Raw genomic sequence first — 13672 nt, forward strand, 5'->3', positions numbered from 1 at the left:
GTACTGTTTAGAATACTCTCATTTTCTATATATCCACTTGACTAATCGTAGGAAACTAGATAGATTAACACTCTTTAAACCAGTACAATTAGCAAACATATTGTCCATGCGAGTGACGTTTGATGTATCAAAGTTAGATAAATCTAAACTTGTTAGTTTAGAACAGAAGTCAAACATGTATGCCATGTTTGTTGTGTTTGAAGTATCCATTTTTGATAAGTCAGCAGTAGTCAAATTTCTAAAATATGTTTTGGAGGTTATTGCGGTTGCCCCAAACAGCCTTGAACTCTTTTCAGGAGCAATGACTGGACTTTTTGCCTTAGATGTATCAATTCTTGTCACAAGACTGATATCCATATCTATCGACTCTAGGCTTCCTAATTTACCACCCATGAGATACAAAGTACCATCATTTGTAAAATACCAATTTACTGTACCGCAGGTACCTTGGTTAACTACATCATCCTGACTAATCCCTTCAGGAAGATCAGTATCACTTGCTTGAGTGACTGCTTGATTCTGATTCGTGTTGGTTGCTGCCTGTACATTTATGCCACTATTAATCAAAAATACCCCACTGGCGCATATTGCGGCAGTCAGCAAAGCCGATTTAGTATTTCCGTGCAATTTAAATTGACCAAACTTTTTGGATAACATATAGATTCTCCCCCTCAACATTTATGTTTTGATTAAATAGATAATTAGGATATATAACTTTCGTTATTTAATTTAAGTATAACCTGAAACGAAAACCTTTTCATTACATATTATATATAAAAAATTCCTACTAATTTCAATCAAGTTAGTAGGAATTTTGTTTTCTATAGGGGACTGAATTCTTTCATTAAATATGTCGTAGAGAAATTTTTCTTATCATCAAGATGTTTTTGATAGCGAGTCTTGTTGTGAATCTCGTTATAAGCATCTTCTAATTGGTTCATTGTATATTTTTGTTTAAGCTCGATAGTGGGCATTTTATAAAAATCTGACATGTATTCTAACAATTTTTTTTGATCGTTCATCATCGTTAAATACCTCCGCCATCATAGTAGTGCGCTAATTCATTATTAGCAACTTTTCATAAATTAAAATATCTTTAATAATACATCGTGGCTCACAAACCGCTATATCAAAGAAAAGTTGAACAATTCCTTGAAACAGCAACGTTTAATTTTAAGAAAATTCTTGCAAGTAAATTAAAAAAACATTAAAATGACAATATTTCAATTAATAAAATTATTAGGGGGTGTCATTATGACAACGCAAAAAGTAGATCATGATCACGAGGTAGACAGTCGTTTGATTCAAAATGAAAATAAGTACTACGCCAAAGCTTCGCGAATCAACTATTATGATCTTGTCATAGAATCAGCACATAATTCTACATTAGTCGATGCAGATGGGAACGAGTATATTGATTTGTTGGCAAGCGCATCGGCAATAAACGTTGGTCATACGAATGAAAAAGTCGTTAAAGCCATTCAAGAGCAGGCTGAAAAGCTGATTCATTACACACCGGCCTATTTTCATCACCGCCCAGGACAGGAATTAGCAGAACGTTTGGCTAAATTGGTACCCGGCAGTGAAAAACAAGTAGTTTTCTCAAATTCAGGTTCCGAAGCTAACGATGCCATTATCAAATTTGCCCGTGGCTATACTGGTCGCCAATATATCGTTTCCTTCATGGATTCATATCACGGCTCAACCTACGGTTCGATGACGCTGTCAGGTGTCAGTTTGAATATGACTCGCAAAATGGGACCTATGCTACCAGGCGTAGTTCACGTACCGTATCCAGATTTATATCGACGATATCAGGGCGAAACGGAACACGACGTAGCTGTAAGATATTTTGAAGAATTCAAGCGACCTTTCGAAAGCTTCTTGCCCGCCGATGAAGTTGCTTGCGTCTTAATTGAACCGATCCAAGGCGATGGAGGAATTCGCAAAGCCCCCGAAGAATATATGCAATTAGTTTATAAATTCTGTCATGACAACGGTATTCTCTTTGCGGTCGATGAGATCAATCAGGGAATGGGACGTACCGGTCAAATGTGGAGCTATCAACAGTTTGAAAACATCGAACTCGACTTGATGTCTGTTGGTAAATCACTAGCATCCGGAATGCCTTTATCCGCTACGATCGGCAAAAAAGAAATCATGGAAAGCTTAGATTCACCAGCCCACACCTTTACGACCGCCGGAAATCCTATCTGTTGTGCAGCTTCATTAGCAACGCTAGATGTTTTGGAAGAAGAGGACTTACTCGAGAAGTCAGCTACCGATGGCATCTATGCTGAACAGAGATTTTTGGAAATGCAAAAACAGTTCCCAGAAATTGGGGATGTCAGAATGTACGGTCTTGATGGTGGAATTGAATTAGTAAAAGACCAAAAAACGAAAGAACCAAATCCTGATTTTGCCAACAAAGTCATTTATTATGCTTTTCAACATGGTGTTGTTATGATTACACTGAAGGGGAACATATTGAGATTTCAACCACCTTTGGTAATAACGCATGACGAATTGGAAAAGGCGTTGGATGTTTTGGAAGACGCTTTTGCCGCAGCAGAAAATGATCAAGTAGTTATTCCAAGCAACGAAAAAATTGGATGGTAAGGGTTTAATAATAAAGTTTGTTTGTTCACTGCCGTCTCCGCTCGGCAATATCGAGGCTGGAACGCTGTGAGAGCAACTTCGAACCAATTCTACGAATTGTTTTGAAGCTTGTCTGGCTCTAAGCTGGCAAAGTACGCCAGCTAAGACCCTACCACGGCTGAGCCTCGAATTGCGGTCGCTACGACTAGGTTTATTTTGAAATTATTTCTATTTTGAGTTATAAACTCGCTAATTATTGTATTTAAATATTTAGTGGGAAATATTCATGAAATTGAATATATGAATAAATGATCTAGCCTGGAACAAAAATTGAAATTGGCTCAGCCGTGGTAGTCTATCTTGCTTCGCGTACTTTGCGAAGTTAGATAACACCTCGAATTTGAGACAATCTTCGATTGGCTCAAATCGATGGTCACAGCGTTCCAGCCAAATTTCAATTTTTGTGGAAGGCGGAATATTTAAACAAACTTTATTTACCCGGTAAATCAAGAGGAGTGTATTTTTTATGAGTGATTTTTTTAAACGTTTAACCTTAAAAGAAGATCCGAGTATTTATGAGGATAAGGATTCACATTTAGTTAGAGTTTTAACAGTTAAGGATTTCTTGGCTTTGGGTGTCGGGACTATCGTTTCCACATCAATCTTTACTTTGCCAGGAGTTGTTGCCGCTGAGCACACTGGCCCTTCAGTGGTCTTCTCATTTATTGCCGCAGCTATCGTTGCAGGACTGGTTGCCTTCGCTTATGCGGAGATGGCTGCTGCGATGCCATTTGCTGGTTCAGCGTATTCTTGGATCAACGTTATGTTCGGTGAGTTCTTCGGCTGGGTCGCAGGTTGGGCCTTGTTGGCGGAGTACTTTATTGCGTTAGCTTTCGTTGGTTCGGGGCTGTCCGCAAACTTCCGAGGGCTCTTGGAACCGTTGGGAGTCCATTTCCCGAATGCCATTGCGAATACCTTTGGCAGTAATGGTGGAATCGTCGATTTAGTGGCCGTGGTGGTTATCGCCGCAGTTGCTTGGTTGATCTCACATGGTGCCAGTGGTGCCGCAAAAGTTGAAAATGTTTTAGTTATTTTAAAAGTTTTAGCTGTTATTACTTTCATTATTGTTGGTTTAACTGCAATTCACGTTGAAAATTATGTTCCTTTTATTCCTAAATATCGTGTTAACCCTGATGGAACAGCCTTTGGTGGTTGGCAAGGAATTTACGCCGGTGTTTCAATGATTTTCCTATCATATATCGGTTTTGATTCTATCGCTGCTAATTCTGCCGAAGCTAAAGATCCTGGGAAGACCATGCCCCGTGGTATTTTAGGATCACTATTGATTGCCGTAGTCTTGTTCGTTGCTGTTGCTTTGGTATTAGTAGGAATGTTCAAATATTCTTCATATGCTAATAACGCTGAACCTGTTGGTTGGGCCTTACGTCACGCTGGTCACCCAATTATTGCCAGTGTCATTCAAGCCGTTGCGGTTGTGGGTATGTTTACCGCTCTGATTGGAATGATGTTAGCTGGTTCACGTTTGGTTTACTCATTCGGACGTGATGGTATGTTGCCAAGTTGGTTAGGTAAGTTGAACAAAAACAATCTTCCTAATCATGCACTTATGGTTCTAACAGTCGTTGGTATCTTGATTGGTGCTTTTTGTCCCTTTGCTTTCTTAGCTCAGTTGATCTCAGCCGGAACTTTGATTGCGTTCATGTTCGTTTCCTTGGGAATTTATCCATTGAGAAGACGTGAGGGTAAAGATATCGCCATGCCAGATTTCAAAGTTCCACTATATCCAGTTTTACCAGCCCTTGGTTTCATCGGCGCTTTAGTAATTTTCTGGGGACTCGATATTCAAGCTAAACTTTACGCCGGTATCTGGTTTGCCGTTGGCTTGGTGGTTTACTTTACTTACGGAATGCATCATTCAACCTTGGGCAAAAAAGTGGCTGCTGAAAAGAAAAATAAATAGTTAGTTTATTTTTTACTTGCCGTCTTCCATGAAATTTCGTTAGACGCTGGAACGCTGTGAGAGCAACTTCGAACCAGCTCTACGACCTGTTTTGAAGCTTGTCTGTCTCTAAGCTGGCAAAAGACGCCAGCCAAGAGACTACCACGGCTGAGCATCTAACGAAATTCCATTCCAGACTAATAGGTTTTTGATTGTTTTATATTAGGTACTTTTAAAAATTACATTAAATAGGTCACTCAGAATAATAAAACTGAGTGATCTATTTTTTTGATCTAAGTAAAAACGACATATTGTGACACGGTGATTTCATACAATGTACTTGTACAAAAATATAGGGGGATTTGTTATGAAAAGCAAAACATCACGGGTCATGACGGCACTTTTACTGGGAACTATTTTGTTAGCGGGGTGTAGCAATAATGCCAGTACTTCCGCAAGTAAAAAGACGACTGTTACGGCGGTCAGCCATAAGAAGAAGTCCGCAACGGTCAAAAATTCTAAGGCGCTTTGGAATGATACCAAGGATGCTAAGTTGAAACAGTTTATCGAGCAGTGGGCACCGACTATGGGACAATCTTATGTTGGATACGATGGCAAACATGCGCTCAAGCTTTCAACTGGTGTGGCTTATCCAAACGATTTGAAACACGTAACTGTGAACGGCGACAATGTATCGATCGGTTGGAACAAGAAGGGCAATGGCAATTACAAATATAATGTCGTCGCTATTTATAAAGAAACGACCAAGCATATTACTTATTTCTTTACTTTCCATAATGGCAAACCAGTTGTTCTAGTCGATCAAAGTACTAACGAAACACCAGATTTACTTCCTACTCAAAATCCTGCGATCAAAGCTGGTTTTGAAAATATTGTTAAAGGGAAGAAGGCTGAAGTGCCAAGTACTACAACTTCTAATGATAATGGTAATAGTAGTAACAATAATAGCAGTAGTAATACCAGTGATGATAAAGATAGTGACAGTAATAGTAGCTCGACTCAATCAGTTTCAGATCCTAAATTAGTCGGCATGATGCTTTATGAATATGATAGAAATTTTGATATGTCAGATATCCCACACTTACAAATCTTAAAAAATGACGATGGTAGATATTACATTGGTACCGGGAGTGTTACTTCTAATTTGTCATTCACAATTGAAGGAAACACCGCACATTACTGGACCGTACTCTATACCGGAAATGACACTAGACCAGATGGAACGGTTGGCCCATCACCTGAAACTGAACATACCATCAGCATAGCTGATTTAACGGCTAAGTATTATTCAACCGATGATCAAAAACAAACGCTTGATCAAACGGCTGCAGGAATGACTGTTAAATAAAAGTGTTTTTGTACCAATTTATTTTAAAATAACTCATATCCAACCAAATAAATCAATTAATTATGTTTTACAAATTGTATAAATGTGCTTATAAAGCTCCAAAAACCAATGATATCAATACTAAACAGTACAAAAATTGTGCCAATTTCGAAATTAATAAAAAATAATGAGTTTTAAGTGTGCCACTTTTTCAAATTAGCACTATAATGAACTCGTAACTAAGGAGGTTGTTGAATATGGCAGAAGTTGATCCAAGCAAATTAGCAGATGCAGCTATTGCTAAAGAACCAGAAGTTTTGAACCTAAAGATGAGTGAGGCTTTCGACTGGAGCGATGATAAGACAGTTGTCCGTGACGCTATCTGGGACTATTTCATGGAGAACAACAATCACGATACAGTTAAGACAGAAGAAGCAGAAAAACCATTCCTTGATATGAAGGATGAAGAAGTACGCGACTTTGTCGAAAAAAACTTTAAGAAATAAAATCTTTAACTAAGGCACCAACATTCCTTTAGACTCATAAAGTAGTCTAAAGGATTTTTTTTGCTTTCTTTTGATCCAATGTTTAAAGCCCATGTGCGAGAGCATAAAGATGAATTATTGCAAAAAGACTCTAAATAATAGAATTTAGAATCAAAATAGCATCTGTAATACTAGAATTATTTTTCTAGTAATACAGATGCTATTTTTATCTATATATTAAGTATCAATTTTATATGCCTGTACATATAATAGATGACATGTTTCAAATTTCCTAGTCTGGAATGAGATTCTGGTAGATGCTCAGCCGTGGTAGTCTCTTAGCTGGCGAACCTTGCCAGTTTAGAGACAGACAAGCTTAGAGACAATTTGAACTGTAATTGGCTCTAAGTTGCTCTCACAGCGTTCCAGCATCTACCAGAATCTCATGGAAGACGGCAGTGAACAAACAACAGACAGACAAACTATTTATCTTTCTCATGTGATTTCTTGTAAGCCAAGTCAACCACGTCACTGACCGCATCGTCCAAGAAATAAGCCGTAGTGATCCGGAACGCTTTGCTAGAAACGAACAGAGCCATCTGGCCCACGATAAAAGTTAGAATGATCTTAGGTGCCCGATAAGACTTTTCTTTTGCCATTATTTCATCCGCCTCCAAAGTTTCTTAAAGATTTTTCTGAGAAATTTACTCTTGGCGTCTTGTTCCAAATATTTAAATGCCAAGATCTTGAGTTCTTTTTTGGAAAGGTCGGGGTGGTCGGCCAACTCACTTATCAAATAAGCGTAAAGCTGTTTAGGGCGCAAGTCGATATTTTGACTCTTAGTGAAGTAAGCCATCTTTTCGTCGACAGCTTGTTCGATTTGTTCATGGACTTCACCGTAAAATAACCCTTTAGGAAGAATTCGTTTGTGTTCTTCCATCTCGTGCTCGACGTGCAATTTGAGATTCAATTTCGTATCGTCGTTAAATTTGTCGATTTTTTGACTGACAGCATTTAACTGTTGATCAACATCATCCATCTTCCCACCTCAATCCATAAATGCTTCTATATAAATAAATTATATAAGTTTTACGATTGAATGCAAAAACTTTTCCCGCATTAAAAAAGCCTCCTGTGAAAGGAGGCTTCTTCTATATTAGGGAGGAAGGTTATATTAGTTTGTTTATTATATATTTCGGCGCACGTTAATGTGCACTCAGTAAATTAACATTCTTGTTTACCAAGTACTATAGTAAACGTTAAATGTGAAGAAAATGTGAAATATTGAAATAAAAATATAACTGACCTCAATTATTGGGTAACTGATGTAGCAAATTCTGGTTCGCTAGTTACGTTGCTTTGGGCATTATCTTGGTTCAGTTGCATGTTTGAACTTTGTGTCCATTCGTTGTTGGAAACTTGATAAAAAGTATAGCCATATTTGTTTTGAACCATTTGGCCGACTTTCCATTGGGAGCCTTCTTGTAGTTGGCGTCCAGAGAAAGAATCCATCGAAGTGTCGTAAACATTAGCGGGACCATTTACAACTGTACCGACAACTGCTTGTTGATTTGTTTCGTTAGTTGCAGGTGCATTAGTTGCGTTGGTTGGTTGAGCAATTTCCAAAGTTGATGCGGCGACGTATTCGTCTGTTGCAATTTGAATATAACTTGCGCCGTTGATCGTAACTGTATTGCCAATATTCCATGAAGAACCAGCAGGTAGCATAACGCCACTGACTGCTTGACCTTGGCTATTAACAACACTCGTTGTATATTTGACTGTTCCAGTTTGTCCAATAACGCCAACTTGTTGATTGTAAGCTGATGTTGCAGCTTGTTGAGTTGCTGCATTAGTGATATTGACGTTGTTTGCGGAAATCCATTCGTTGGTAGCAACTTGATAATAAGTTACGCCGTTGATCTGTTTGGTATTACCTAATTTCCATGAACTATTATTTGGAAGAAAAGTACTTGTGATAGTTTGTCCTTGATCATTGACAAGAACGCCGCTACCGCTAACAGTACCTACTAAACCGATTTCTGTTGTATCTGCCGCACTTACGGTTTGAGGTGACAAATTAGACAGTACGGTTGGAGCAATTAATAATGCTAATGCCGAGCCGATTAGAGCTTTATTCTTTTTCATCGTTTTACCTCCTCGTTCTATTTTGCGGTTCACATTAAACCTATAATGCAATCCCCAAATAAGCAACGGGTTTAAGAAACAGTTAAAAGAAACATTAGTCTTTCTTTAGAATTAGGATTCGTCTTGTTTGTGATAATTCAAAAAATTTGAGAAACCGGAAGAGTAACCTTCGATGGCAAATTTATGATAAGTCTTTAGGTCGCGGTCCTTTAATTTGACGATCATCGAGTTAGTAATGACATCCTTTTTAGTCCGAATATGCGGTCTGACTTTGTAGATGATGCCATAAACGGAAGGTTTCTTCATCTTATAAACGCTGAGTGACACATTCTGGTAATTTTTCCAAACGAAAGGACCGTCCTTTTGATCGATTGCCAATCGTGCCATCTTGGTAAATTGTTTTTTCTGATATGGATTCAATTTGTGAACTTGCTTGCTCTCCAAAGTGATTTGCGTGCCTGACGAGTAGCAGTAGGGTGCTGAATGATAATTGCGATACATCTGAGGAATTCCAAAAGCCAGCAATAAAATCAAAATGCAGGTAATCCAAATCGCTCTGGTGGTATGCTTTTTTAGTTTTTCCTCGGTCATATTTTTCTCCTGATTTGGTAATAACCTAAATATTATACTAATTATTACGTATAAAAAAAACTGTGGGTAGGGAAAACCTGATTATTTTTACTTGCCGTCTTCCATGAAATTTTGTTAGACGCTGGAACGCTGTGAGAGCAACTTCGAACCAATTCTACGAATTGTTTTGAAGCTTGTCTGGCTCTAAGCTGGCAAGGTACGCCAGCTTAGAGCCTACCACGGCCGAGCATCTAACGAAATTTCATTCCAGACTAAATGGTTTATTAGTAATGTTAATATTTTGGATTCTAATGATTCAATATTTTATTTAAAACAGTACTAAAATAGGTCATCCAATCAATTTTTGGATGGCCTATTAGTATATCTAAATAATTGTATATAACTAAAGTTGAAAAAGAATCAACCTAGAATCAGAAGTGATTTATTTTCATACTTTTAACCATTCGGTTAATTCCTCTTTGATTTTTATTTGGCTGACGGGAAGATTCCTTGCTGACTTAGCGATACTAATTCTATCTTTTTCCACCTCGGGCAGAGTTAAATTAAGTAGAAGTGAATCAGTAGCCACGATTCTATTCAATAAAATTTTAATAGCATCGTTTATGCTCAATCCCATAGATTCTAAGACTTTCTCGGAATCTTTTTTCAGTTCTTTAGTGATATAAGTTTGAATTTTAGTTTTATCGTTTCCCTCATGTGTATTATTCATTTGCTTGTCCATAAACTCTAAAACAGTTATTTTGACTCTTTATTGATTAAATTAAAATACAAAACAAAAAAGGACTCAAATTCTTAACAAAACTATCAAGAATTGAGTCCTATTATATGTAATTATTAAATATATTGATAAATCATCAAATATTAAAACCTTCTAGTCTGGAATGAAATCCTGGTGGATGCTCAGCCGTGGTAGTCTCTTAGCTGGCGTACCTTGCCAGTTTAGAGACAGACAAGCTTTGAAACAATTCTATGAATTGGTTCAAAGTTGTTCTCACAGCGTTCCAGCAATCCACCAGGATTTCATGGAAGACGGCAGTGAACGAATAAACTTTCTACTATTATATTAATACCAAAATATTATTATCTAATCTTAGCATCAGAAGGTTTGATAGTTGTCCGACCGTCGGCAGCTGCATTCTTAATAGCACGGATAATATCATTGTCGCTCCAAGCACCAACGGTTGTTACACCTTGGTCAGTCAATTGTTGTCTAGCCTTGGCGATATCTTCGTCAGTGATCTCTTTACCGTTGACTTCTTTCTTTTCAACATCGAAGTGACCTTTGGCAGCAGGGTTGTTGCTTTGGTCATCAGATGAGGCAGTGTCATTAGTAGTATCAGTGCTGTTAGTGTCAGTCGTGTTATTACTATTATTAGTAGTATCGGTAGTGTCAGTCTTTTCAGTGGTTGATGTTTCTGGTAATGATTGAAGCAAAGCGTTGGCTTGGTTGTAAAGGTCTGAGTAATACTTGCCCTTGATGCCCTTGGACTTAGTTACTTGTTCCAATAGTGAACGAGCTTGGTCGTTAGTACCGGCCTTGATCATTGCTTTGGCATTCTTGATGTCTAGCTTGTAGTTGTTGCGGTTAGTTTGGATGACCTTAACTTGAGACAAGAGCGTCTTAGCACGGGCAGTCATCTTCTTGTTGCCATTTTCTTGTTCTTTGGCGATGGTTAAAGATTTCTTAGCCTCAGAAAATTGACGTTGATTCATGAGACGTTTAGCTTTGACAAGATTGTTAGCTTGTTTTTCGGAAGCCTTAGCTTTAGAAGTCTTCTTAACGTCGAGGGCTGATTCGAAGTGATCAGCAGCCTTAGCGTAATCTTTGTCAGATACGGCGTTGTTCCCCTTAGTCATTTCCGTATTGTATTTATTGTTATCAGAGCTACTGGTTTTGCTTGATGATGAAGAATTACTGCAGCCGGCCAAAAGTAGTGCCAAACCTGTTGTTGCGAGTAATAATGCTTTTTTCATTTCAAATTCCTCCATATAAGTACTGCGTGAATTATAACATGTTAGAGAAATTTGAAAAATACATTTCCGTTTTGTCGACTTCATTTCGTTACTATCTATGTAAGTTACTTGAACCGGCCGGTCAGTTCTTACAAATAATAAAAAAGAGGTCAGACAAATGGACTGGAGTAGAACATCAATCGCAGTAAAAATGGGCAATGCAAATTATCCCAAAGGCGTTAAGACAACAATTTACAACAACATCGTTAAAGACCCAACCAAAGAACAGATCGACATGTTCGTTGAAGGTTTACTACTATTATCTGATGGCGATTCACACTTGGGCACACAAGTGATCAAACGCGACGAACTAAGTGTTGACTAAGAAGGGGAGAAAATAAGATGAAGAAACTACAATTAGGCTTCAAAACTGCAGAAGGTCACAAGAAGAACTTTACCTTGAGTTACGTAAAGGCTGATCTCGATCCCAAAACCGTCCACGACGCCATGGATAAAATCAGCAATAGTAAGATTTTTGAAAAAAACACTGTCCAACTGTATTCGGAAATTCTTGGTGCCAAGTATATTGACCGCACTGAAACCAAAGTACTTTAAAATCGTTCAGTATTTAGACAAAATAATTAAACTTTTTATAGTTTAAACCTTGAGCCTACGACTTATTTCGATTAGAATAAGAGTAGGCTCTTTTGGATAGACTGGGAATTGAGGAAGATCTGTCACAGTAAGTTTTGTAATGGTTTTGTAATTTTATGATTATTTTTAGTCAAAAAATTGCATAATATATCGGATTTACTGGTTTTATATTACATTCTCGTGTTATTTAATACAGAAATGTTACAAAAACGTGGACTTTCTAATTTTGAGTTGATTCATAAGCCAGAGTTTCATATAATGGTTGTCAGTGGGATAGGCCACTAACAATTAAAATAATAAGTTCTTGTAGTCCAGGGGAGGATTAACATTGAAAAAATCTATTAAATACGCAGGAATCGCTGCTGCTACACTTCTAGCTGTTGCTCCAGTTGCTGCTCCTGTTGTTTCATCTGTTTCAGAAACTACTGTTAAAGCTGACACAACTGATGCTAATACATCAAACATGAACGCATATGCAGGACAATTTGTTAACTCAACATTGTCACAAACACAACAAGATGCTCTTTTATCTGTTAGTAAGTTTGGTACGATGACTCTTGATGAATTCAACAAAGGTTACCTACAATTTGCACCTTACAAATTGAATGATAACGATGCTACACTCAAGGCATTGAGCAGCAGTGATACTGCTAAGGCTACTGCAACAGTTTCAGCTGTTACATCAAAGGGTACAAAAATTTCTAGTGCAACAGAACTAGATAACTACTTGAATGATACAACAACAAAAGCTGTTACAATCACAGTTACATTCAACTACAATGACACTAACAGTACAGCTGCTACACCCGTTACAAAGACATTCACAGTAACAAAGGCTGCTGCTGTTCAACAAAAAACAGCTGACCTAACTTCTGCTGCTATTTCATATGATAAGAGCTTAAACGTTTCTTACAATACATCAGCTGCTGATTATGGCCTAGTAGCTTCAGCTAACTTCTCAGTTAAGGACAATAACGGTAACGTTTTGACTTCACCTGATAAGAATGGTAAGACAGCTATTAGAACAACTCTAAGTGGATTATATACATCATACAATGATGCATACAATGATGCATACAAGGGTGCAAAAGATGGTCAGACTGTTAATGATGTTCCTTTTAACGAAGAAAATACAACATACTATCAAGTAGTTACTGGTACAGTTGAGGCTGATCCTGCATTTACTAAATTATTAACAAATTTTGAAGAAAACACAGCTAAATATGGATTGACAGTTAATGGTACAACACCAACAGGTAATTATAATGATCCAACATCACTCCAAATATATACAAATGGTGATGAGGCATCAATTACAGTTATTCGTGAAATCCATGTAGGTAGCAAGGAAGCTGCTAGTTGGACAACAACTGATACATCAGGTGTTGTTACAACTAAGAGTGCATCAAACTACTACACACTTGTTAACAACGAAAACCAACCTGTTGGTAACCGTGCTTTAGTTAAAGACAGTGCTTGGTTAACTGATCAATACCGTGTAAACAACAACGGTGTAAAACAATACCGTGTTGCTACTGGCGAATGGATTGACGCTAACAACGTTACATTCTCTGACAAGGCTACTACACCTTCAGACAACTCAGCTTTGACTGACATCCAAAACCAAAACGGTACAGTTACACTTGATGCTCCTGCATCATTCAACTACCTACTTTACACAAAGAGTGGCGAATTAGGTAACCGTGCCTTGAGTGGTGACTCAGCATGGAAAGTTATCCAAACAGCTAAAGACTCAAAGGGTCGTACATACTACCGTGTATCAACTACTGAATGGGTAATGGAAGGTAACGGTGTTCACTTTACTGCTGAATAATTAGCTAGTTAAGAGAATATTAAAAAGACTCGCTTAGGCGAGCCTTTTTTATATGAAATAAATTCTTTTTTAGTTGCACTAAATAAGCTACTCGAAAATAC

General features: G+C 37.8%; 15 protein-coding genes. 7 read left to right on the plus strand and 8 right to left on the minus strand.

Annotated elements, in window-relative coordinates; all coding sequences use genetic code 11:
• Positions 1-18 precede the first annotated feature (18 nt).
• Both FD29_RS07955 and FD29_RS07960 read right to left on the minus strand, forming a co-directional pair.
• Positions 19-657, minus strand: coding sequence for a BspA family leucine-rich repeat surface protein (locus FD29_RS07955; protein ID WP_057888415.1), 639 nt, complete (start codon positions 655-657; stop codon positions 19-21).
• Positions 658-821: 164 nt separating this feature from the next.
• On the minus strand, positions 822-1025 hold the full coding sequence (locus tag FD29_RS07960) for a hypothetical protein (RefSeq protein WP_057888416.1): 204 nt from the start codon (positions 1023-1025) through the stop codon (positions 822-824).
• A gap of 229 nt (positions 1026-1254) precedes the next feature.
• Here FD29_RS07960 and FD29_RS07965 point away from each other — a divergent pair, with 229 nt between their 5' ends.
• From FD29_RS07965 to FD29_RS07980, 4 genes are all read left to right on the plus strand, one after another.
• Positions 1255-2619 (plus strand): aspartate aminotransferase family protein, encoded by a 1365-nt coding sequence (locus tag FD29_RS07965; protein ID WP_057888417.1) that lies wholly within the window; start codon positions 1255-1257, stop codon positions 2617-2619.
• Between the two features lie 505 nt (positions 2620-3124).
• On the plus strand, positions 3125-4579 hold the full coding sequence (locus tag FD29_RS07970; protein WP_057888418.1) for an APC family permease: 1455 nt from the start codon (positions 3125-3127) through the stop codon (positions 4577-4579).
• Between the two features lie 346 nt (positions 4580-4925).
• Positions 4926-5927: a DUF4767 domain-containing protein gene (locus tag FD29_RS07975; RefSeq protein WP_057888419.1), complete on the plus strand. Its 1002-nt coding sequence runs from the start codon at positions 4926-4928 to the stop codon at positions 5925-5927.
• A 236-nt stretch (positions 5928-6163) separates the two neighbouring features.
• Positions 6164-6412 (plus strand): P8 family protein, encoded by a 249-nt coding sequence (locus FD29_RS07980; RefSeq protein ID WP_057888420.1) that lies wholly within the window; start codon positions 6164-6166, stop codon positions 6410-6412.
• Between the two features lie 461 nt (positions 6413-6873).
• Here FD29_RS07980 and FD29_RS11425 read toward each other — a convergent pair whose 3' ends face one another.
• From FD29_RS11425 to FD29_RS08005, 6 genes are all read right to left on the minus strand, one after another.
• Entirely contained in the window at positions 6874-7050 is a 177-nt protein-coding gene (locus FD29_RS11425) for a hypothetical protein (protein ID WP_157049395.1), read from the minus strand.
• Positions 7050-7430 carry a hypothetical protein gene (locus FD29_RS07985; protein WP_057888421.1) on the minus strand — a complete coding sequence of 127 codons (381 nt, stop codon included), beginning with the start codon at positions 7428-7430 and terminating at the stop codon, positions 7050-7052. The genes FD29_RS11425 and FD29_RS07985 overlap by 1 nt, the downstream gene beginning before the upstream one ends.
• A gap of 272 nt (positions 7431-7702) precedes the next feature.
• Positions 7703-8539: an SLAP domain-containing protein gene (locus tag FD29_RS07990; protein WP_057888422.1), complete on the minus strand. Its 837-nt coding sequence runs from the start codon at positions 8537-8539 to the stop codon at positions 7703-7705.
• 111 nt (positions 8540-8650) lie between these two features.
• Positions 8651-9130 carry a hypothetical protein gene (locus FD29_RS07995; protein ID WP_057888423.1) on the minus strand — a complete coding sequence of 160 codons (480 nt, stop codon included), beginning with the start codon at positions 9128-9130 and terminating at the stop codon, positions 8651-8653.
• Positions 9131-9557: 427 nt separating this feature from the next.
• Positions 9558-9839 (minus strand): type II toxin-antitoxin system RelB/DinJ family antitoxin, encoded by a 282-nt coding sequence (locus tag FD29_RS08000; RefSeq protein ID WP_162253424.1) that lies wholly within the window; start codon positions 9837-9839, stop codon positions 9558-9560.
• A 371-nt stretch (positions 9840-10210) separates the two neighbouring features.
• On the minus strand, positions 10211-11104 hold the full coding sequence (locus tag FD29_RS08005) for a hypothetical protein (protein WP_057888425.1): 894 nt from the start codon (positions 11102-11104) through the stop codon (positions 10211-10213).
• Positions 11105-11261: 157 nt separating this feature from the next.
• On the opposite strand from FD29_RS08005, the gene FD29_RS08010 reads away from it, so the two are divergent.
• The 3 genes from FD29_RS08010 to FD29_RS08020 all read left to right on the plus strand — a co-directional run bounded on the left by FD29_RS08010 (position 11262) and on the right by FD29_RS08020 (position 13571).
• The gene (locus FD29_RS08010; protein WP_057888426.1) at positions 11262-11468 is read left to right on the plus strand and encodes a hypothetical protein; all 207 of its coding nucleotides are present in this window, start codon (positions 11262-11264) and stop codon (positions 11466-11468) included.
• 17 nt (positions 11469-11485) lie between these two features.
• Positions 11486-11698: a DUF2922 domain-containing protein gene (locus FD29_RS08015; RefSeq protein WP_057888427.1), complete on the plus strand. Its 213-nt coding sequence runs from the start codon at positions 11486-11488 to the stop codon at positions 11696-11698.
• A gap of 367 nt (positions 11699-12065) precedes the next feature.
• Entirely contained in the window at positions 12066-13571 is a 1506-nt protein-coding gene (locus tag FD29_RS08020; RefSeq protein WP_057888428.1) for a hypothetical protein, read from the plus strand.
• The last annotated feature ends 101 nt before the right edge of the window (positions 13572-13672 follow it).

Source organism: Companilactobacillus mindensis DSM 14500 (assembly GCF_001434275.1).
Lineage (GTDB): Bacteria > Bacillota > Bacilli > Lactobacillales > Lactobacillaceae > Companilactobacillus > Companilactobacillus mindensis.

Coding starts and splice junctions, on each gene's coding strand:
- FD29_RS07955 (WP_057888415.1), bottom strand. CDS start 657: ATGTTATCCAAAAAGTTTGGTCAATTTAAATTGCACGGAAATACTAAA.
- FD29_RS07960 (WP_057888416.1), bottom strand. CDS start 1,025: ATGATGAACGATCAAAAAAAATTGTTAGAATACATGTCAGATTTTTAT.
- FD29_RS07965 (WP_057888417.1), top strand. CDS start 1,255: ATGACAACGCAAAAAGTAGATCATGATCACGAGGTAGACAGTCGTTTG.
- FD29_RS07970 (WP_057888418.1), top strand. CDS start 3,125: ATGAGTGATTTTTTTAAACGTTTAACCTTAAAAGAAGATCCGAGTATT.
- FD29_RS07975 (WP_057888419.1), top strand. CDS start 4,926: ATGAAAAGCAAAACATCACGGGTCATGACGGCACTTTTACTGGGAACT.
- FD29_RS07980 (WP_057888420.1), top strand. CDS start 6,164: ATGGCAGAAGTTGATCCAAGCAAATTAGCAGATGCAGCTATTGCTAAA.
- FD29_RS11425 (WP_157049395.1), bottom strand. CDS start 7,050: ATGGCAAAAGAAAAGTCTTATCGGGCACCTAAGATCATTCTAACTTTT.
- FD29_RS07985 (WP_057888421.1), bottom strand. CDS start 7,430: ATGGATGATGTTGATCAACAGTTAAATGCTGTCAGTCAAAAAATCGAC.
- FD29_RS07990 (WP_057888422.1), bottom strand. CDS start 8,539: ATGAAAAAGAATAAAGCTCTAATCGGCTCGGCATTAGCATTATTAATT.
- FD29_RS07995 (WP_057888423.1), bottom strand. CDS start 9,130: ATGACCGAGGAAAAACTAAAAAAGCATACCACCAGAGCGATTTGGATT.
- FD29_RS08000 (WP_162253424.1), bottom strand. CDS start 9,839: ATGAATAATACACATGAGGGAAACGATAAAACTAAAATTCAAACTTAT.
- FD29_RS08005 (WP_057888425.1), bottom strand. CDS start 11,104: ATGAAAAAAGCATTATTACTCGCAACAACAGGTTTGGCACTACTTTTG.
- FD29_RS08010 (WP_057888426.1), top strand. CDS start 11,262: ATGGACTGGAGTAGAACATCAATCGCAGTAAAAATGGGCAATGCAAAT.
- FD29_RS08015 (WP_057888427.1), top strand. CDS start 11,486: ATGAAGAAACTACAATTAGGCTTCAAAACTGCAGAAGGTCACAAGAAG.